The organism is Paraburkholderia sp. MM5477-R1 (genome assembly GCF_050436385.1).
GTDB lineage: Bacteria > Pseudomonadota > Gammaproteobacteria > Burkholderiales > Burkholderiaceae > Paraburkholderia > Paraburkholderia tuberum.
On record NZ_JBNDMC010000007.1, the window covers coordinates 2,448,932 to 2,468,798 of the forward strand.

Here is a 19,867-nt window from a genome sequence, read left to right on the forward strand (position 1 = left end):
GCTCTTTTAATGGCTCAGGCTCAGGCGCAAGTCCCTCACCCGCCGCTCGAGGGCGCGCAACTGGTGATCGGCACCATCGCGGTGTCGCTCGCCGTGTTCATGAACGTGCTCGACACGTCGATCGCGAACGTGTCGATCCCGTCGATTTCCGGCGACCTCGGCGTATCGTCCGACCAGGGCACGTGGGTGATTACGTCGTTCGCGGTGGCCAACGCGATCTCGGTGCCGCTGACCGGCTGGCTCACCGACCGCATCGGCCAGGTGCGGCTGTTCATGGCGTCGATCGTGCTGTTCGTGCTGTCGTCATGGATGTGCGGGCTGTCGCCGAACCTGCCGTTCCTGCTTGCGTCGCGCGTGCTGCAAGGCGCGGTGGCCGGCCCGATGATCCCGCTGTCGCAGACGCTGCTGCTCGCGAGCTATCCGCGCGCGAAAGCGCCGATGGCGCTATCGATGTGGGCGATGACCACGCTGATCGCACCGGTTGCCGGTCCGATCCTCGGCGGCTGGATTTCCGACAACATCTCGTGGCCGTGGATCTTCTACGTCAACATTCCCGTCGGCGCGGTCGCGGCCGCCGCGACGTGGATGATCTTCCGTAACCGCGATTCGGTCATCAGGAAGGCGCCAATCGACGGCGTCGGCCTCGGTCTTCTGATCGTCTGGGTCGGCTCGCTTCAGGTGATGCTCGACAAGGGCAAGGACCTCGACTGGTTCTCGTCGACGACGGTCGTCGTGCTCGCGCTCCTCGCGGTGATCGCGCTCGCGTTTTTTATCGTGTGGGAGTTGACGGCCGAGCATCCGGTGGTTGATCTGTCGCTGTTCAGCCGGCGCAATTTCACCGGCGGCACGATCGCGCTGTCGATCGGCTATGGGCTTTACTTCGGCAATCTCGTGCTGTTGCCGCTGTGGCTGCAGACCGATATCGGCTACACGGCGACCGAAGCTGGACTCGTGATGGCACCCGTCGGTGTGTTCGCGATCCTGTTGTCGCCGCTGACCGGCAAGGTGCTGCCGCGTACCGATCCGCGCTATATCGCGACGCTGTCGTTCCTGATTTTCGCGCTGTGTTTCTGGATGCGCTCGCGTTATACGACGGGCGTCGATACGTACTCGCTGATGCTGCCCACGCTGATTCAAGGTATCGGTATGGCCGGCTTCTTTATTCCGCTCGTGTCGATCACGCTGTCGGGCTTGCCGGGCCATCGGATTCCGGCGGCCTCGGGGCTGTCGAACTTCGTGCGGATCATGTGCGGCGGTATCGGCACGTCGATCTTCCAGACCGCCTGGGATCACCGCACGGTCATGCACCACGCGCAACTGACCGAACAGGCGAATGCTTACAACCCAGCGTTCGGTCAATCGATTCATCAGATGGGCGCGGTGGGTCTGGATCAGCAGCAGACCTATGGTCTCTTCAACACCATGGTCACGCAGCAGGCCGCGCAGCTCGGCGTAAACGATCTGTTCTTCATTTCGGCCGGTATTTTTGTCGCGCTGATCGCGCTGATCTGGATCACGCGGCCGGAACGGGCAGGCGGCGATGCGGGAGCGGCGGCGGCCGCGGCGCATTGAGGGGGGTGTTTGTGATGTTGCTTTAGTTCGACACCGCTCCACCGGAGGGCATGATCAAAACGGGATCGCTCGATGGCGATCCCGTTTTTTTATTGTCCGCGCCGGGCTGGCAAAACGGCGACCTCTAGCTCTCCGTCGTCACGATCAGACGGTCGGGTGCGAGCACGCCTTCGCCCGGCTTCGCGACCCCCAGAAGCCGCCCCTGCGCCGAGTACACCCTCACGCGCGGGGCATTCACCGCGTCGGCGGCGATCGTCAGCGACGACAGCTTCAGGCGCTGGCCGTGAAGGAAGCGGCGCGTGTCATCGTCGTTCAGACAGACCTGCGGGAACGTGGACAGCAGCGCGTCGACCGGTTGCAGCCATGCGTCGCGTTCGAGTTCGGTCGCGTAGGACAACGCGTCGAGCGTGACCGAATGCTCGAGCGTCAGCGCGCCGACGCCCGTGCGCCGCAGCGCGACCAGATGCGCGCCGCAGCCGAGCGCTTCGCCGATATCCTCGGCAAGCGTGCGCACATAGGTGCCCTTGCTGCACGTCACGCGAAACGTCACATCCGGCAACGCGCACGCAATCAGCTCGAGCGCGCGAATCGTCACCTGCCGCCCTTCCCGTTCGACCGTCTGGCCGGCGCGCGCGTACTCGTACAGCGGCTTGCCATCGCGCTTGAGCGCCGAGTACATCGGCGGAATCTGAACGATCTCGCCGATGAATTTCGGCAAAGCCGCCCGCACCGCCGCTTCGTCGCAGTCGACGGCGCGGATGTCGAACGCCTCGCCTTCGGCGTCGCCGGTGGTCGTGCGGATACCGAGGCGCATCGTCGCCTCGTAGGTCTTGTCGGCTTCGAGCAAGTCTTGCGAAAACTTGGTGGCCTCGCCGAAACACAGCGGCAGCAGGCCGGTAGCCAGCGGATCGAGCGTGCCGGTGTGGCCCGCCTTTTTCGCCAGATAAAGACGTTTCGCGCGAACCAGCGCGTCGTTGCTCGACAGGCCGAGCGGCTTGTCGAGCAGCAGCACGCCATCGAGCGCGCGACGCGGCACGCGGGGGCGTTGAGGTGCGGTCATGTCGAGGGAGGCAGAACGTTCGGGAAATGCGAAAAACGGCGCCGCGCGCTACATGGAACGCCACGGCATGGCAGACGCTCAGTCGTCTTTCGCGCGCGTGGAATTTGCCTCGTCGATCAGACGCGACATCTCCACGGCGCGCTCGATCGTCTTGTCGTAGTGGAAATGCAGCGTCGGCACCGTGTGGATATGCAGGCGCTTGAACAGCAGATTGCGCAGATGGCCGGCAGCGTGCGTCAGCGCTTCGAGCGTTTGCTGCGGGTCGCCCGTCAGCGTCGTGAAGTAGACCTTTGCGTGCGCGTAGTCGGGCGTTAGCTCGACGCTCTGAAATGTGACGATGCCGATGCGCGGATCCTTGACCTCGCGCAGAAGCTCAGCAAGGTCGCGCTGGATCTGATCGGCGATCTGCACGTTGCGATTGGGAGTAGTACGTTTCTTAGGCATGGTGTTGTGTGCTCCGCTAAGACGGATGCAAAAAATTGGTTCGCGCGAGCCGTGTTCGATATTCGTTCGATACGACGGCGTCGCGGTCGCCGCGGCGGGGTGAGAGTCCATTTGCGACGAACGCGGCAACCAAGCCAGCAACAAACTCGACACTGCGGGCTCAAAAACAACGGGCGGAGCGGGCGTCAAGCCCGTTCCGCCCGCTGTGCCGTGCCGCGCGAATTACAACGTACGCGCGACTTCGGTGACCTCGAAGACTTCGAACTGATCGCCTTCGACGATATCGTTGAAGTTCTTGATCGACATACCGCACTCGAAGCCCTGACGGACTTCCTTCACATCGTCCTTGAACCGCTTGAGCGAATCGAGTTCGCCCGTGAAGATGACGACGTTGTTGCGCAGCACGCGCACCGACGACGAGCGCTTGACGAAACCGTCCGTGACCATACAGCCGGCCACCGTGCCGACCTTCGGCACCTTGAATACCTGGCGTACTTCCACCGTGCCCGTCACGACTTCGCGCTTCTCCGGCGCCAGCATGCCCGACATTGCCGCCTTCACCTCATCCACGGCGTCGTAGATGATGTTGTAGTAGCGGATGTCGACGCCATTAGCTTCCGCGAGCTTGCGAGCCTGCGCATCCGCGCGGGTGTTGAAGCCGATGATGACCGCCTTCGACGCCGTCGCGAGATTGACGTCCGACTCGCTGATGCCGCCGACCGCTCCGTGCACGATCTGCACGCGTACTTCGTCGGTGGAGAGCTTCTGCAGCGACTGCACCAGCGCTTCCTGCGAACCCTGCACGTCGGCCTTGACGATGAGCGGCAGGTACTGCACTTCGCCCTCGCCCATCTGCTCGAGCATGTTCTCGAGCTTCGCGGCCTGCTGCTTTGCGAGCTTGACGTCGCGGAACTTGCCCTGACGGAACAGCGCAACTTCACGCGCCTTGCGCTCGTCCGGCATCACGATTACTTCTTCGCCAGCCTGCGGCACTTCCGACAGACCCTGGATTTCGACCGGGATCGACGGACCCGCGGACTTGGTCGGCTTGCCGGTTTCGTCGAGCATGGCACGCACGCGACCGTAGGCGCTGCCTGCCAGCACGACGTCGCCGCGGTTCAGCGTACCTGACTGGACGAGGATCGTTGCGACCGGACCCTTACCCTTGTCAAGCTTCGCTTCGATGACGAGGCCCTTGGCCGGCGATTCGACCGGTGCCTTCAGCTCCAGCACCTCGGCCTGCAGCAGCACGTTTTCGAGCAGATCGTCGATGCCCGCGCCGGTCTTCGCCGACACCGGCACGAACGGCGAGTCGCCGCCGTACTCTTCCGGCACGACGCCTTCCGTGACGAGCTCCTGCTTCACGCGCTCCGGATTCGCTTCCGGCTTGTCGATCTTGTTGATCGCGACGACGAGCGGCACGCCGCCAGCCTTCGCGTGGGAGATCGCTTCCTTCGTCTGCGGCATCACGCCGTCGTCGGCGGCCACCACCAAGATCACGATATCGGTCGCCTTCGCACCGCGGGCACGCATTGCCGTAAAGGCTTCGTGACCCGGCGTGTCGAGGAACGTGATCACTCCGCGCGGCGTTTCGACGTGGTAGGCGCCGATGTGCTGCGTAATACCGCCCGCTTCGCCTGCCGCAACCTTCGCGCGGCGGATGTAGTCGAGCAGCGAGGTCTTGCCGTGGTCGACGTGGCCCATCACCGTGACGACCGGCGGACGTGGCAGCGCTTCGGCGTCGCTCGCTTCGCCTTCGACCAGCATGGCTTCCGGATCGTCCAGCTTCGCCGCGAGCGCATGGTGGCCCAGTTCCTCGACGATGATCATCGCCGTTTCCTGGTCCAGCATCTGGTTGATCGTGACCATCTGGCCGAGCTTCATCATCACCTTGATGACTTCCGAAGCCTTCACCGCCATCTTGTGCGCGAGATCCGCGACCGTGACGGTTTCCGGCACATGCACTTCACGCACGATCGGTTCGGTCGGCGCCTGGAACGTGGTGCTCTGCTCCTGATGCTTGCCACGCCCCTTCGGACCGCCGCGCCAGCCACGATCGACGCCGCCGCTCGAATCGCCGCGCGTCTTGATGCCGCGGCGCTTCGCTGCATCGTCCTGCCAGCCGCTCTTACCGCCGCCCGGCTTCTTCTTGTCGCCCGCCGACGGTGCGCTCGCGGGCGCCGGAGTCGCGGCGGTTGCCGGCTTTCTCGCTGCCGGGCGCGCCGGTGCTTCACCAGCCGGACGCGCCGGCTTATGCAGCGTGCCCTTGGCTTCGGCCGCCTTGGCCGGCTCGGCGGGCTTCGGTGCCGGTTCCGGCGCCTTCACCTGCGCCTTGCGCGGCGTGTTCATCATTTCGCGAATCGCGCGCGCTTCGGCTTCGGCCGCCGCGCGGCGCTTGGCGATTTCTTCCTGTTCGGCGCGCGCCTTTTCGGCGGCCACGCGGGCGGCGTCTTCCGCTTTCTTCGCGGCTTCGCGTTGCGCGGCGCGTTCCGCTGCCGCGCGTTCGTCGTCCTGCTCGTTTGCCTTCTCGGCAACCGGTGCAGCGGCTTTCGCCGCCGCCTGCTGGGCCTTCTCGCGAGCCGCCGCCTCGGCCGTAGCCGCTGCGCGCTTCTTTGCATCTTCTTCCGCGCGCTGACGCTCGGCTTCCGCGGCCTGCTCGCGCGCCTGACGGTCGACTTCTTCGCGCTCGAGCTGCTCCTGGCGCGCCTTCAGCTCCTGCGCCTGCTTTTCGAGCAGCTCAGCTTCGTGACGTGCTTCTTCCTCACGACGCTGCAGTTCGAGATCTTCTGCGTCCGCGTTCTCGGCCACATGATTCGATGCATCCCCGCCTTCCGCGACAGTCTCGTCGCGGCGGACGAACGTGCGCTTCTTGCGCACCTCGACCTGAATGGTGCGAGCTTTGCCCGTCGCATCGGACTGCTTGATCTCCGACGTATGCCGTTTCGTCAGCGTGATCTTGCGCTTGTCTGCATCAGTCGAGCCGTGAGACTTGCGCAAGTGGTCGAGCAGACGCGCCTTGTCCGTTTCGGACAAGGAGTCGGCTTCGCTCGCTTTTGTGACGCCAGCTGCCTGCAGCTGCTCAAGCAGCACGCCTGCAGGCATTTTCAGTTCCGCGGCAAATTGGGCTACGTTGTTACTCGCCATTCATTCCTCTTAATGCAAGGACCGATTCCTTGCGGTTAGCATCGGGTCATGCGGCCTGACGGCCGCGTTCAATTCAGTGCGCCATGGTCATTTCTCACTGGAACCAGTGTTCACGTGCTTTCATGATCAACGCCTTAGCGGCATCCTCTCCCATCCCAGTCATCTCGACCAGTTCATCCACGGCCAGCTCGGCGAGTTCGTCGCGCGTCTGGATCTGATGTTCGGCCAGTTTCGCGAGCAGGTCGGCGTCCATGCCGTCCAGGCTCTTCAGGTCGAGCGCTACATTCTCGACCTTTTCTTCGTTCGCGATCGCCATCGTCAACAGCGCGTCGCGCGAGCGGTTGCGCAGTTCGTGAACGGTGTCTTCGTCGAATGCCTCGATTTCGAGCATTTCGTTGAGCGGCACGTAGGCGATCTCTTCAAGGCTCGTGAAGCCTTCGTCGATCAGGATGTCGGCGACTTCCTCGTCGACATCGAGACGCGCCATGAACAGGTCGCGCAGGACGCCGCGCTCCTGATTCTGCTTCTGCGCAGATTCGTCCGGCGTCATGATGTTGATCTGCCAGCCGGTGAGCTCGCTGGCAAGCCGCACGTTCTGGCCGCTGCGGCCGATCGCGACCGCGAGTTCGTTCTCGTCGACGACGACGTCCATCGAATGCTTTTCTTCATCGACGACGATCGACTGCACGGCTGCCGGCGCGAGCGCGCCGATCACGAACTGGGCGGGGTCTTCCGACCATAGCACGATGTCGACGTTTTCGCCACCGAGCTCGTTGCGTACGGCCTGCACGCGCGAGCCGCGAATACCGACGCAGGTGCCGATCGGATCGATGCGCTTGTCATAAGCCACCACGCCGATCTTTGCGCGCACGCCCGGATCGCGAGCCGCCGCCTTGATCTCGAGCAGGCCCTGCTCGATTTCCGGCACTTCCATCTCGAACAGCTTCATCAGGAATTCCGGCGCCGTACGCGACAGCTCGATCTGCGGACCACGCGCGGTGCGGTCGACCTTCGCGATATACGCGCGCACGCGGTCGCCCACCCGAAGGTTTTCCTTCGGGATCAGCTGGTCGCGGCGCAGCAACGCTTCGACGCGACCCGATTCGACGATGAAGTTGCCCTTGTCGAGGCGCTTCACCGAGCCGGTCATGATGTGTTCGCCGCGCTCGAGGAAGTCGTTCAGGATCTGCTCGCGCTCGGCGTCGCGCACCTTCTGCAGGATCACCTGTTTGGCGGCCTGCGCGCCGATACGGCCGAATTCGATCGACGGCACCGGCTCCTCGATGAACTCGTCGAGCTGAATATCGGGCTGCTGCTCGCGCGCCTCGAACAGCAGAATTTCCTGATCCGGTTCCTGCAGACCTGCTTCGTCCGGCACCACCTTCCAGCGGCGAAACGTTTCGTGCTCGCCGCTTTCACGGTCGATGTGGACGCGGATATCCGCATCTTCTTCGAAGAGTTTCTTGGAGGCCGAAGCGAGAGCCGCTTCGAGCGCGGCAAATACCACGTCCTTATCGACATTCTTCTCGCGTGCCAGCGCATCCACCAGCATCAACACTTCGCGACTCATTGTTTGCGGCTCCTAAAGTCAACTTTCGGAACAAGGCGCGCCTTGTCCATGTCCGCGAGCGTGAAATCGAGCATCGCGGCCCCTTCTTTTCCTTCAAATTCCAGACCGATCGTCTCGCCTTGCGGAGCACGCAAAATGCCCCGGTACGATTTCCGACCGTCCAATGGCTTTTTCAGTGTGATAACCGCTTCGCTGCCCGCGAAACGTTCAAAATCCGCCAGTTTCTTCAGCGGGCGATCGAGACCGGGTGACGATACTTCGAGCCGCTCGTAATCGATATTTTCGACCGTCAGAACGTGCTGGAGCTGACGCGTGACTTTCTCGCAGTCTTCGATTGCGATGCCGGCTGGCTGGTCGATATAGATACACAACATGCCGCGCCCGGTGCGCTCGAGATCGACGAGCTCGTAGCCGAGTCCCACGACCGTGGTTTCAATCAGTTCCGTCAGTTGCACAGTGCCCTCTTAGATGTTCGCGCAGCGAGCCTCGCCTCTTCTGCAAACAACCAATGCGGGCCGCGCGCCAAGCCGGCGCACGTTCGTGCGAACCCGAGATGCCGAACCACGATGAACTGAGCGGCAAAAAAAAATGGGCTGAACGCCCATCATCTTATTGCCGGTGGTCGCACCTGAGCCGCACATGAAACCGTACGCCCAGCGACTTCGCGATTGTAGCCATTTTCCGGCCCAAACGCAATCCGCGGAACGCCGGGCGATGTGCATTTCCGCTTGAATTGATAGGAATCTTTCGACAATGTGGCGGCAAATCCGGGCTTTTGCAAGGTCGCCCGAGCCGTCGGGAAGGGGAGCCGGACGGGCTACGCCAACACTTTGCGGCGATGCGTCCTGTCGGTCTTCAGCGCAGTTTCGCACGGCGTTTGACGCATCGGAACGCCGTGCGAACGCGGCAAACAAGAGGCGGCATAAAATCGCCAAAAACGATAAACGGCTCGGCCGGGAAGCACTCGACATTGCTAGTCAGTATGCAGTATGACTCCCGTGAGGCAATGGCTGGCCCGCCGTAAGGAATCAAGCGCGGGTTAGCATTGCAGCCAGAGCAGCACAGTGCGGACACGGCCGCTCCCGGCGATTTCCGGCACGGCGGCCAGCATGGAAGACGATAGCACGCTGTGCGTCGGTCTCGATGTACACAAGGACTCGATCAAAGTCGCGTATGCGCCGGGCTCGGGCGAAGTCGAACTGCTGGGCAAGATCGGTATGACGCAGGCTGATATCGATCACCTGTGCAGGCGCCTGCAGTCGAAAGTGCGGCACATCTGCGTTGTCTGCGAGGCCGGTCCATGCGGCTACGGACTTTACCGGCAGTTCGTGCAGAAGGGATTCGGGTGCATCGTGTGCGCCCGATCGCTGATTCCGAAAAAACCGGGTGAACGGGTCAAGACTGGGCGACGTGATGCGATCAAGCTTGTGCGGTCTTTGCGCGCCGGTGACCTCTCCGCGGTGTACGTGCCGAGCGACGACGACGAAGCGTTCCGCGATCTGGCACGGACGTGGGTGGCGCCAAAGACGACCTGAAGCGCGCACGGCAACGCGTGAAGGCCTTTCTACTCTCGCTTGGGACGAGTAACCCGCGACCAGGCTACGCAACGGACTACTGCATCCGACTTGCGGTTCCAGATAGCGGCAGGCTCATTGGGCGGACATCTGTAGTGCGGTACCCAACCCGCGGATATCAGCTTGATCCACCGCCGAAATGTACTGCTACGCCGCCCTGAGGAAATTCCCGCAACGTGAATTCGAGAAACTAAAAACCCGATCCCAATTGACACCGGGAGTCATATCAGCCTGGCAGGTCATGCGAACTGCACCAAAGGGTATGGCCGTTCAACGGCCACCCCTCAAACGCGGTACAGCGCCCCGCTCAACGGCCGCGCGAGCGACCGCGCGCCGTGCCGCCGCCACGATTCGCGCCGCCCGAACCCGCGTTGCCGCCGGCACGGTTGGCGTTACCGCCACGATTGCCGCCCGGCCCGCGATTGCCGCCGCTGTCGCCGGACGCGCCGGCACGCTTGCCGCCAGTGCGCGCACGGTTGCCGTTGGGCGACGACGCGCGGTTGCCGTCGACGTCGCGGCCGCGCTGCCCCCCGGCGCCGCGATTGCCCACACCGACACCAGAACCAGTGCCGCCCCCCATCCCCGCGCCGAAGCCACCGCCCGCCGCGCCACGGCGACCCTGTCCGCGCGGCTGCTGCTCGAAGCGGCTGTGCGACATCAACACCGGCTCGCGGTTGATAAAGCCCATCGACGTCTGCATCGGATCCGGCTGACGACGCTCCGGCGCCGCATTGCGGCTACCGCGCTCCTCAGTCGGCGCCTTCAGGCCGACCGATGCCATCAGTGCGCGCACCTGATTGTCCTCGAGTTCTTCCCAGCGGCCGCGCTTCAGACCACGCGGCAGGGAGATCGGGCCGTGGCGCGTACGGATCAGCCGGCTGACCATCAGGCCGGCCGCTTCGAACATGCGGCGTACTTCGCGATTCCGCCCTTCGGCGAGCGCGACGTGGTACCAGTGATTCGTGCCTTCGCCGCCGCCGTCGCGGATGCGCAAGAAATTCGCCGGGCCGTCCTCGAGTTCGACGCCGTTTAGCAGCTTCTGACGCATACCCTCGGCGAGTTCGCCGACGACACGCACCGCGTATTCGCGCTCGACGCTATAACGCGGATGCATGAACCGGTTCGCGAGATCGCCCGAGGTGGTCAGCATCAGAAGACCTTCGGTGTTGAAGTCGAGACGCCCGACCGCGACCCACTTGGCGGTTTTCATCGGCGGCAGCTTGTCGAACACCGATGGACGGCCTTCCGGGTCCGCGTGGCTGACGATTTCGCCGGTCGGTTTGTGGTACAGCAGCACGCGCGGAGGCTTGCCGGCGACCTTGCGCTTGACCGGCTTGCCGTTGATGCGGACCAGGTCGGTCGGCATGATGCGCTGGCCGATGTGCGCCGGTTCGCCGTTCACCGACACGCGGCCGGCGATGATCAGCTCTTCCATGTCGCGGCGCGAGCCCATGCCCGCCTCGGCGAGCACCTTGTGCAGCTTCGGCGCGTCGTCATCGGGCGACAGCACGCGCTTTGGGCCCGCTGCCTTGCCATGGCGCAGCATCGGCGCGCGTACGCCGCCAGTCGTGGTGTTGTCGGCATCGAATGCGGGCGAAGTCACGTATGAGAACAGATCGTCCTGAGCTGACTCCGCGGCCGCATCGGCGCCGCGGCGATTCTGGCGCTGGCCCTCACGTTGACCTTCGCGCGGCTGACGTTCGCGCTGGTCTTCGCGTGATGCGCCCTCGCGCTTCGCACCGCCAGCGTTACGACGCCCGCCCTGTTTCGCACCCGCGTCCTTGCGCGGCGTGCGCACCTGGGCGACGACCTCGCCGTCCGGCGGCGTTTCGGCGACGACCGGCGCGCCTTGCATGGGCGCGCCCTCGGCTGCCTTCGTCTTCGCGCCGGCGCGGCGTCGCGCGATCAGGCTGCGCGGCCCGCGACGCAGACCGCGGCGGGGGCGCTCTTCGCCCTCTGCTTCCGCGCCATGAGCCGGGCGCTCGCCCTCGCCTGCCGCCGCTTGCGTAGTGCGTTCGTCGGTCCGCGCCGACGGCACGGGGCGCTCGGATTCGGACGAATCGGTGTCGTGGGTATGTGTCAAAACAACCTCAAAATGTCAGGTCGCGCGCGCCCGTTGCGGGCGCGGCAAAAAAGTTCGGTTACGTCAGGCGCTGCGCGACTCGGTTTCGTCGTCGGTCAGAAAGCCTGCGTCCTGCGCGGCATCGCGGCGATCCTCGGGATCGTCGTGCGCCGCCTCGATCGGGTTCGGCTCGGCAGCGTGCTCCGTATTGCGAGCCACGCCCGAGCCGTGCGCGGGTGTTGCCGGATCGGTCTGGGCGACCGGATCGTAATGCTGTGCCGAGCCGGCGACGCTGGCATGCGCTGCCGCGGGTGCCGGTTCGGGCTGTTGTTGCATGTCGTGCGGCGCGCTCGACGCGTCTGACGCACTCGACGCATTCGTCGTGCCGGCCTGCCCGGTCGCTTCCGCACGGGGCTCCGGTTCGAGCGTCGACTCGGCTACCGTCTCGGGCGGCGCTGCTTCAAATCCCGACGCGGCGTGCTGCGCCGCTTCCGGCGGAGCCGGCTCGCCAGCCTCACCCGCCATGTCGTGCCCGGCATCCTGCACCGGCTGCTGCATGCTTTGCGCGTCGCCCTCGGCAAACTCGATCGCGTGCTGACCCAGCAGATCCACGTTCAGTTGTGCGGACGGATCGGCAAGCGGAGGCAACTCGTCAAGCGCCGTTAGACCAAGGTCATCGAGGAACTGCCGCGTGGTCGCATACAGCGCCGGACGCCCCGGCACGTCGCGATGACCGATCACCTCGATCCAGCCGCGATCCTCGAGCTGCTTGACGACCTGCGTATTCACCGTCACACCGCGAATTTCTTCGATATCGCCCCGTGTCACCGGTTGCCGGTAGGCAATGATCGCGAGCGTTTCGAGCACCGCGCGCGAATATTTCGGCGGTTTTTCCGGATGCAGCCGATCCAGGTACGAACGCATCGCGGGCTTGCTTTGAAACCGCCAGCCCGACGCCAGCCCGACCAGCTCCACACCGCGCCCAGACCAGTCCCGCTTCAGGTCTTCGAGCAAGGTCCGAACAGTGTCCGCCGACACGCCGTCGGCAAAGAGCTTGCGCAATTCGCCGAGCTTTAACGGCTCCTGCGCGCAGATCAAGGCAGTCTCGAGGACGATCTTCGCCTCTTGGGTATTCATGCAGCTAGGTCAGACCCTGTGGTCAAAGAACCGGATCAAACAGACGATGTGGAACTGAAGACGCGCTCGCCCGATTCTGATCGGTCATATTGATGGGAGCACGCACCGGGGGGTGGCGAACAGACTTATCGAGCCAGACCCAGCCGGACGGAGCGGCGATATTCCTGAAAGGAATCGCGTGACTGAGCGCCATATTACGCAAAAACGACCGGGGCGTAAAGCCGCGATCTGCCGTGCATCTTCTGCTGCGGCGCTGACCGGTGTAGCCGCGCCCGCCCGCGTCGAGTCGACAGCAAGAAGATTCTCACGATTCGCGGCTTTTCGCCGCTCGCGGTACGTCAACACGAAGCGCGGGGGGCGTACGAGGCCGCATGATCAGGCCCCGGCGTGGCGCGCCAGAAACCGCGTCAAGCGCTCGACGCCGGCATCGAGCCGCACCGTATCGCACGCATAGCACCAGCGCACGAACCCCTCGCCCTGCGGCCCGAACGCGCTGCCCGGTGCCACGCCGAGCCCGACCTCCCGCACCATCGCCTTGCACAAATCGAGACTGCGCGTCGAGCCCGGCATCGAGAAGAACAGATACATCGCGCCCAGCGGGGCCTTCACATCGACGCCGGGAACCGCCGACAGCGCGCGCACCAGATGATCGCGCGACGTCCTCAGGTCGCGCACCAGCTGCTGCGTAAAACGCTCGCCCTGCTCGAGCGCCGCGACGCCCGCCTGCTGCACGAACGACGGCGCGCACGACGTGTTGTACTCGACCAGCTTCGCCAGGTCGTCCATCAACGCGGTCGGCGCGACGATCCAGCCGAGCCGCCACCCCGTCATCAGCCAGGCTTTCGAGAACGAATTCACGCAGATCACGCGTTCGTCGCGTATCGCGAGGTCGAGAAACGACGGCGCGGTGCGCACACCGGCCGCCTGGGCAGCGTCATCGCCGGGATAGTAGAGCCGCTCATAGACCTCGTCCGCGACGATCCAGATGCCGTGCCGCCGGCAGTGTTCGAGCACGCTGCGCTGGTCGTCGCGGTTCATCACCCAGCCGGTGGGGTTGTTCGGCGAGTTGATCATCAGCATCTTCGTGTCAGGTGTCAGCGCGGTCAGCAATCGCCCGACGTCGAGCTCCCACCCGCGTTCGCCGTAGCCGAGCGCGACGGTTTCGACATGCGCGCCGAGAATCTTCGGGATTTCGACCAGATTCGGCCATAGCGGCGTCACCGCGACGACGCGGTCGCCGCCGCCGACCACCAGCTGCGCGGCGAGCATCAGCGCGTTGACGCCCGCGCTCGTGACCGCGACGTGCTCGGGCGACGTCGCCCCGTGCAACTCGCTGACGTAGCCCGCAAGTGCCGCGCGCAATGGCGCGATGCCGAGATTGTGCGTGTAAAACGTCGCGCCGGCGGCGAGCGCGGCGCTCGCGGCGTCGCGAATGAATGCGGGTGTGACGCGATCGGACTCGCCGAACCAGAACGGCAGCACGTCGTCGACGCCGAAACCGGCGTTCGCGACTTCACGGATTTGCGATGGACGCAGCGCGCGTACGGCGTCGCGCGCATTCGGGATGGAGAGCACGGGCAGGTCCAATTCGCTCATCGAGGCTTCCGGGTGGGTGAAGGATAAGAGGCTCGGGGCGCAACCGCGAAGGCGTGCGCGATGAAGTTGGTAGTTTAGCGCGCCGGGTAACCGGACAGCGGCGCAGCGAGTAGCGGCAGGCGGCGTGTGGGCGGCGGGCCGCGCCCGGCGCCAATCCACCAGTCGAACGGATCGCACGCGATCCCGCCCGTTAATTCAACTCCTCGGCCCGGCCCGGCAACTGGCGGATCAGATTCCACACCGCCTCGGCCGCGGGCGACAGCGACCGGTCGCGCCGCCGCACTAGTTCGACGAGGCGTTCCGCGCGCGGCACCAGCGGACGCGCGACCAGCGACGCCCCCGCCGGCAGCGGCAGCGCGAGCCACGGCAGCACGCTGATCCCGACGCCCGCCTCGACGAGCCCGAACACCGTCGCCGAATGGCCGAGTTCCTGCACCACGGTGGCGTTCACGCCCTGCGCCTGCATCACGGCATCGATGAGGGGGCGGCTGCCGGACGCATAATCGAGCATCACGAGTTGCTCGCCGTCGAGGTCCTTCCACGTAACCTGCTTGCGCGCGGCGAGCCGGTGATCGTCACGCGACACGATGCAGAACGAGTCCGTCATCAGCGTCTCGCTGAGCAGATCGTCGTCGGAGAACGGGCCGATGATCACGCCGAAGTCCACTTCACCCGACTTCACCTTGCGCACTACGTCGCTTTGCACGTCGTCGCGCAGCCCAAGCGTCACATAAGGAAACTGCTGTCCGCACGACGCGACTACGCGCGGCATCAGCCGGCACGCGACGGTCGGGCTCGCCGCGACCACCACGCGTCCGCGGCGCTGCTCGCCGATTTCGCGGATCTCGCGCAACGCGTCATCGAGATCCCCCAGCAGTCGCGACACACTCGCCACGAGGTTGCCGCCTACGTCGGTTAGTTGCACTTCGCGCGTCGTGCGATCGATGAGCTTCAGGCCGATCTCGCTTTCGAGCTCGCGTACGCAGCGACTGACCGCCGACTGCGTGAGGCCGATTTCGGCGCCGGCCCGACTGAAGCTTTGCAAGCGCGCCACCTCGATGAAAACCCTGAGCTGTCGCAGCGTCACATTCATTTGTTCACCTCATCAATAGCGCAGCTTGATGCGCATTGTACGACCAAATACATGCGGCATAGCACCGTCCACGTGGGCGCTGCAATGCAGCAAAAAAGCGCGAACGCACGCCGGCCGGGCTTTTCTGCCCCAGATTGGTGATTGTCCCGATTTGCGAGATGGGTTTTTTGGATTCTTATACGGCCCTGGCTGGCGCCCGCGTTGGCCCGCCGCCACGGGGCTTTCAGGCAATCGGCAGCAGATTGGCACACTTCGTGCGTTGTGAAACGCACAGGGAGGGCGCCCTGATTTCCGATGGCAATCCGTGGCAAGCCCGTCCCCTTTGGCACTCGCCTATCGAGTGCGTGAAGAGTGCGCGGCGCGGGGCAGCGCACCGGAGTTAGCTTCGCTGAGGTGAAACATGATGCTGTTCGACGATTTGAGAGATAACGAATGGGCGCTGGTCGAGGCTTTGTTCTGCGCCGAGCCGGCGCGCAGCGAACGGCGCGGTCGACCGCGCGTGGAAGCTCGGGCGGTGGTCAACGCCGTGCTTTGGGTGTTGTCGACAGGCGAAGGCTGGTCCAAGTTGCCGGGCCGCTACCCGTCCCCCCCGACTTGCCGCCGGCGCTTCGACGAGTGGCAAGCCGATGGCACGCTCGCTGAAATTGTGAAACGGCTTGGCACGAGCGGCCGCGAAATCTCGCTGCGCGGCCGGATCGGCGCAACGGCCGCGAAACCGCCGGCACCGCCGAGCCGCGACCGCCTACGCGGCGCGTTCTGGACCAATCCGGAATCGTGGCGCGCGCCGGTCAAGATGGCCTGACGCGAAACTACGCGGTCACCGGGCGCCTGTAGGCGCCCGGTTTTTTATCGAGCCGACTTTCCACGATTGCGTGCGCGCCCACGACCCGCCAGCATTTGACGGTCGCCGCGAGACGCTGTCTTCTCCGCTTCGCGCGCCCCTTTCGTCGCGCCTCCCGCACGACCGCCACAGCGCTCCTTGCGCGCTGCCTCAGACTGCCAAACTACCCGATAGCTCCGGGTGAAACATCCATTTACTATTAATTACAGCGTGCTTTCGTCCCCCGGCATACGTTAATACTTATGCAAACAGGCCTTGAGTCGAGGGGCTCGAGGTTGAGGGGGATTTCGGAATGAAACCAATGTCACTGGTGTTGTGCGGCATTGTGATTTCATCGATGGCCGCGCCCGCAATTGCGCAACAACGCCCGCAAGGGTGGAACTGGCGCCCGGACCGCCAAGCCACGCTGGAAGCGTGGCAGCAGAGCGAGGCCCATAATCGCGACTTCACGCCGCCGACGCCGCGTGGCGATCTGCGCGGCGATATCGCCAGCAATGTGCGGGCACGGCCCGATGCGCCGCGTGAGGATCAGCGGCGGCGTTGATTTGCCAAGTCGCCGCTCGGACGGCGCGTCGCGCGACGCGGTGCCCAGTATCTTGCATTGCGCACTTACGATCGGGGAACCACCGGACGCGGCACCAGTCTGACTCAACGCCATTAGCACAGCGTGGCAGTAGTAATTCCGGTATGCCCGTATCTTCGTGATACGGGCTTTTTTTCGCCCTCGAGGCGTTGATGGCATGAAAGGCGCGCAACGGCAACGACCTGCGCGGATCGCGTCGCCGCCTTGTCGATGGGAAGCCGAGATTCGCCCCGGGACGCGCACGGCGACCGGTCGACGTCAGCGACGGCCCGCCGAGGGAGTGACATGCCCGGGCGGACAGTGACTTAGTTCGGATAAGCGATGAACCTTGAGCTAAGATCTGACTTCGGCTGTCGCGGCGGACTGCGGTTCGGCCGCGCCGAGAACATAATCGTTCATGCGTTGCGCTGTCCATGTGAGCAGACGCTCGTCGTGTTCGAGGCGCGCAAACTCCGCTTTGCCGCGTTCGGTGAGCACCGCGATGTCGACGGGAGCATGAAAGCCTGGCGCCGGTGCGACGGTTCGCTGACGAACGGTGTCCATCAGCCCCAGCGCGCGAAGATATTGGAAGACACCCGGCCTTCTGGCCCAGGGAACCTGACGATATTGCGCTCGCCGCAGCGCTTCAAGTACCGCTTCGTTGGAATACGTGGTCATCTCACTTCTTTCTTAAAGTGCAGCTATGACACATTCATGCCCACGCGTCACTGCGCCACCGGCGACGCGCGTAGCACCCGCTCCTGGTCGGAAGCTCGCCGCCTGTCTGACGGCGGATTTCCGCCAGGTGCTGCCTGGTCTCGTTTTCGGAACCCCCGTCAGAACGGCATGTTAGCGTTCTCTCCATGAACCGACGATGCAACCGCCGCGGCGCGATGGCAGGCCCGTGGATTTGTCCCGAAAGACATACGTTACCCCATTTAAATTGATTCTATTCACTTTATTAGCGCTTTTTTTTGCAGCAATCGTGCTATGGAAACGTGCGCGCCGGCCGCTCATCGTCTGCATGATCGCGCTGTTCTGGCTGCTCGCGGCCGGCTGGCTAACCGCGCCACTGCTCGATCTGGCGCAGCCGCAACGACAGAGCGCCACGGCCGCCACCTTTGCGCCACGCACCGCGATCATCCTGCTCGGCGGCGGCACGGTCTACGACCACGACCACGTGCTGGTGCCACCGCGCGACGTCCTCTCGCGCATCGAGGTCAGCGCGCAGAACTACGCGGCCTGCAAGCGCACGGCGAGCACGTGCCGGGTGATCGTCAGCGGCGGCAATCCGCAGCGGCATAGCGCGACCGAAGCCGACACCTACCTGCCCTATCTGCTGCGTCAGCAGGTGGCGCGCTCGGACATCGTGCTCGAGCAACGCAGCCGCACGACCTATGAGAACGCGCGCAACGTCTCGGTTATTGTCGGTCAATCACATTACGACACGTTGATACTCGTCACCTCCGCGTATCACATGCCGCGTGCGCTGCTCGATTTTCAGCGCTTCGGCGTCGAGCCGCAGCCGCAGATTTCGAGCGCGCGGCGCGCGCGGATCGGCGTGCTGCCGCGCTTCGCCAATCTCGTGGCCGCGGAGATAGCGTTGCATGAGCTAATCGGCCTCGCGCAATTTCACCTATATCGCGCGATCGGCTGGTTCTGACGAACGATGTAGGCCGCTGCGCTCTCGCACTCGAGGACGTCGCGGTTTATTCAACCAGCGCCCGGTTATTACAAAACGTAACAAGTGTTGAGCACGGTTACAAAGCCATCGGCTGGAGAAGAGTTTGCTCGATAGAATGCATTGTCTTTCCCACTGGACAGGCAATACTCGGGTCCACCACCATTCTACGGAGGTAACGATGAAGAAAGTGTCCATGGCGATCCTGGTTTCCTTGTGTGCCGCAGCCGGCGCGGCTCACGCGCAGGACAACGGCATCACGACGAGCACCGATCCGGCGAAGGCCGCCGACGTCGAGCAGCGTGCGCAAGATTTGCAAAACCGCGAGCAGTCGATGGGAAGCGCACCGGCCGCGCCGGCCAAGCATCACAAGATGGCTCCGCATCATCCGAAGAAGGGTGCCGACGCGTCGGGCACCTGAACGACTTCGCGGATTTCGCCTCGCGGCCTCGTCGTGAAGGTGAAAAAGCCGAAGCTGGCAGCGCCGGTTTCGGCTTTTTTTATTTGTGCGACCCGCTCGCTGCTGGCAAGGCACTCCGAGCGTGCACCGGCCTGGCAAGCCGCCGGCGCTCTGCTCTCTGTATGCTAAAGTCGCGCACCGACCGGCGAGCCGCCGGCATCCCCTAACCCGTGCGCACCCTGGTGCGGAGGACAGCATGAGCAACATCCAGCTTGATATCGAATGGACCGAAGCAGCATCTCGCAAGATCGAAAAACTGATGCCGCGTGGCGGTCAGGAAGCGTACCTCGCGCTGCCGCCCGTCGAATGCCTGCCGATGGAAGGCGACGTGCTGTTTCTCGGCCCGGCTGGCAAGCAGGAGCCGTTCATTGTCGCTGAGCGCCAGTATCACCATGACGGCGACGCCGACTGGACCATCATCCTGATTCTCGATGTCCCGCAAGCAACCCACTGATCGCTGACGGCGCGCCGGCGGCCTCAGGGCCGCCCCACCTGTCCAGCGTGTCCGCGCGCCGCTGACGCCCGCGCCCGAATTCTGGCGATCTTCGACATCACGCGAATCTCCGCGTGCTCGATCCAATCCGCGGCCGCCTTCTTATAAGCCTGGATATGCGCGGATTTCGCATGCGCCGCGAGCGCATCCTGGCTTTCCCACCGCTCGATGAACACGAACCGGCGCGGCTCCTGCACGTCGCGCCAGAATCCGCCCGGCAGAGCAGTGCCAAGCCCGCCGCCCGAATGGCCGCATCAGCGCCTACAGCGGCACTAGCATGTGAGCACCGTCGGCCTGGAGTTTGGCGGGCGACCACCGGGCGCCCTGCTACCCTCGGCGTGGTACGGTAACTCATTGCGATTGAGAATCGGTTTCGCGCGTGGCAAGCGCGCGGGACGCTCCGGCGCATTACCGCAACGGATTGCCGCACGGCCGTAGGCAGCCGTTTTGCAGACAATTTTCGCGCCCATGCGTTTGTGATAACCCGCACATTGTCGCGCGCTGCAAACTGCTAGACTCATTTTGACCAATTCGCCGGAGTCCAGCGTGGCTGGCACCGCCCTCCGTGTTCGCGGGAC

The 19,867-nt window shown here is 64.3% G+C and carries 15 protein-coding genes and 3 pseudogenes; 7 read left to right on the forward strand and 11 right to left on the reverse strand.

The window, feature by feature from the left end:
• The first annotated feature begins 9 nt into the window (after positions 1-9).
• Entirely contained in the window at positions 10-1,572 is a 1,563-nt protein-coding gene (locus tag OKW35_RS40370; protein WP_429554976.1) for a DHA2 family efflux MFS transporter permease subunit, read from the forward strand.
• 124 nt (positions 1,573-1,696) lie between these two features.
• On the opposite strand, the gene truB is transcribed toward OKW35_RS40370, so the two are convergent.
• The 5 genes from truB to rimP all read right to left on the reverse strand — a co-directional run bounded on the left by truB (position 1,697) and on the right by rimP (position 8,245).
• The gene (gene truB / locus OKW35_RS40375; protein WP_187610397.1) at positions 1,697-2,632 is read right to left on the reverse strand and encodes a tRNA pseudouridine(55) synthase TruB; all 936 of its coding nucleotides are present in this window, start codon (positions 2,630-2,632) and stop codon (positions 1,697-1,699) included.
• A 78-nt stretch (positions 2,633-2,710) separates the two neighbouring features.
• Entirely contained in the window at positions 2,711-3,076 is a 366-nt protein-coding gene (gene rbfA, locus OKW35_RS40380) for a 30S ribosome-binding factor RbfA (RefSeq protein WP_008922231.1), read from the reverse strand.
• Positions 3,077-3,298: 222 nt separating this feature from the next.
• Positions 3,299-6,220, reverse strand: coding sequence for a translation initiation factor IF-2 (gene infB, locus OKW35_RS40385; RefSeq protein WP_184066774.1), 2,922 nt, complete (start codon positions 6,218-6,220; stop codon positions 3,299-3,301).
• Between the two features lie 94 nt (positions 6,221-6,314).
• Positions 6,315-7,790, reverse strand: coding sequence for a transcription termination factor NusA (gene nusA / locus OKW35_RS40390; RefSeq protein ID WP_176120042.1), 1,476 nt, complete (start codon positions 7,788-7,790; stop codon positions 6,315-6,317).
• Positions 7,787-8,245, reverse strand: coding sequence for a ribosome maturation factor RimP (gene rimP / locus OKW35_RS40395; RefSeq protein WP_184066771.1), 459 nt, complete (start codon positions 8,243-8,245; stop codon positions 7,787-7,789). The genes nusA and rimP overlap by 4 nt, the downstream gene beginning before the upstream one ends.
• Before the next feature lie 654 nt (positions 8,246-8,899).
• Here rimP and OKW35_RS40400 point away from each other — a divergent pair.
• Positions 8,900-9,369 (forward strand): annotated as a pseudogene (locus OKW35_RS40400) (IS110 family transposase); the annotation flags it as partial.
• Positions 9,370-9,671: 302 nt separating this feature from the next.
• Here OKW35_RS40400 and rluB read toward each other — a convergent pair.
• From rluB to OKW35_RS40420, 4 genes are all read right to left on the reverse strand, one after another.
• On the reverse strand, positions 9,672-11,447 hold the full coding sequence (rluB, locus tag OKW35_RS40405; protein WP_429554977.1) for a 23S rRNA pseudouridine(2605) synthase RluB: 1,776 nt from the start codon (positions 11,445-11,447) through the stop codon (positions 9,672-9,674).
• 63 nt (positions 11,448-11,510) lie between these two features.
• Positions 11,511-12,563 carry an SMC-Scp complex subunit ScpB gene (gene scpB, locus OKW35_RS40410; protein WP_429554978.1) on the reverse strand — a complete coding sequence of 351 codons (1,053 nt, stop codon included), beginning with the start codon at positions 12,561-12,563 and terminating at the stop codon, positions 11,511-11,513.
• A 375-nt stretch (positions 12,564-12,938) separates the two neighbouring features.
• A complete protein-coding gene (locus OKW35_RS40415; protein WP_429554979.1) occupies positions 12,939-14,159 on the reverse strand; it encodes a pyridoxal phosphate-dependent aminotransferase in 1,221 nt (406 codons plus the stop codon).
• Positions 14,160-14,349: 190 nt separating this feature from the next.
• Entirely contained in the window at positions 14,350-15,252 is a 903-nt protein-coding gene (locus OKW35_RS40420; RefSeq protein WP_184029942.1) for a LysR family transcriptional regulator, read from the reverse strand.
• A gap of 403 nt (positions 15,253-15,655) precedes the next feature.
• Between OKW35_RS40420 and OKW35_RS40425 the strand changes: the two are divergent.
• A pseudogene (locus OKW35_RS40425) lies at positions 15,656-16,051 on the forward strand (transposase); the annotation flags it as partial.
• A gap of 334 nt (positions 16,052-16,385) precedes the next feature.
• Positions 16,386-16,637, forward strand: coding sequence for a hypothetical protein (locus tag OKW35_RS40430; RefSeq protein ID WP_090804114.1), 252 nt, complete (start codon positions 16,386-16,388; stop codon positions 16,635-16,637).
• Between the two features lie 372 nt (positions 16,638-17,009).
• Here the strand turns inward: OKW35_RS40430 and OKW35_RS40435 are convergent, their stop codons facing one another.
• Positions 17,010-17,333: a hypothetical protein gene (locus OKW35_RS40435; RefSeq protein WP_018418368.1), complete on the reverse strand. Its 324-nt coding sequence runs from the start codon at positions 17,331-17,333 to the stop codon at positions 17,010-17,012.
• 265 nt (positions 17,334-17,598) lie between these two features.
• Between OKW35_RS40435 and OKW35_RS40440 the strand changes: the two genes are divergently transcribed.
• From OKW35_RS40440 to OKW35_RS40450, 3 genes are all read left to right on the forward strand, one after another.
• Entirely contained in the window at positions 17,599-18,318 is a 720-nt protein-coding gene (locus OKW35_RS40440; protein ID WP_409259671.1) for a YdcF family protein, read from the forward strand.
• A 199-nt stretch (positions 18,319-18,517) separates the two neighbouring features.
• Positions 18,518-18,757: a hypothetical protein gene (locus OKW35_RS40445; protein WP_090804113.1), complete on the forward strand. Its 240-nt coding sequence runs from the start codon at positions 18,518-18,520 to the stop codon at positions 18,755-18,757.
• Positions 18,758-18,992: 235 nt separating this feature from the next.
• Positions 18,993-19,250, forward strand: coding sequence for a DNA-binding protein (locus OKW35_RS40450; protein WP_090804111.1), 258 nt, complete (start codon positions 18,993-18,995; stop codon positions 19,248-19,250).
• A gap of 83 nt (positions 19,251-19,333) precedes the next feature.
• Here OKW35_RS40450 and OKW35_RS40455 read toward each other — a convergent pair.
• Positions 19,334-19,492: pseudogene (locus tag OKW35_RS40455) on the reverse strand (putative quinol monooxygenase); the annotation flags it as partial.
• Positions 19,493-19,867 lie beyond the last annotated feature (375 nt).

Coding starts and splice junctions, on each gene's coding strand:
- scpB (WP_429554978.1), bottom strand. CDS start 12,563: ATGAATACCCAAGAGGCGAAGATCGTCCTCGAGACTGCCTTGATCTGC.
- OKW35_RS40445 (WP_090804113.1), top strand. CDS start 18,518: ATGAAGAAAGTGTCCATGGCGATCCTGGTTTCCTTGTGTGCCGCAGCC.
- truB (WP_187610397.1), bottom strand. CDS start 2,632: ATGACCGCACCTCAACGCCCCCGCGTGCCGCGTCGCGCGCTCGATGGC.
- infB (WP_184066774.1), bottom strand. CDS start 6,220: ATGGCGAGTAACAACGTAGCCCAATTTGCCGCGGAACTGAAAATGCCT.
- OKW35_RS40450 (WP_090804111.1), top strand. CDS start 18,993: ATGAGCAACATCCAGCTTGATATCGAATGGACCGAAGCAGCATCTCGC.
- OKW35_RS40435 (WP_018418368.1), bottom strand. CDS start 17,333: ATGACCACGTATTCCAACGAAGCGGTACTTGAAGCGCTGCGGCGAGCG.
- nusA (WP_176120042.1), bottom strand. CDS start 7,790: ATGAGTCGCGAAGTGTTGATGCTGGTGGATGCGCTGGCACGCGAGAAG.
- OKW35_RS40370 (WP_429554976.1), top strand. CDS start 10: ATGGCTCAGGCTCAGGCGCAAGTCCCTCACCCGCCGCTCGAGGGCGCG.
- rbfA (WP_008922231.1), bottom strand. CDS start 3,076: ATGCCTAAGAAACGTACTACTCCCAATCGCAACGTGCAGATCGCCGAT.
- OKW35_RS40420 (WP_184029942.1), bottom strand. CDS start 15,252: ATGAATGTGACGCTGCGACAGCTCAGGGTTTTCATCGAGGTGGCGCGC.
- OKW35_RS40430 (WP_090804114.1), top strand. CDS start 16,386: ATGAAACCAATGTCACTGGTGTTGTGCGGCATTGTGATTTCATCGATG.
- OKW35_RS40415 (WP_429554979.1), bottom strand. CDS start 14,159: ATGAGCGAATTGGACCTGCCCGTGCTCTCCATCCCGAATGCGCGCGAC.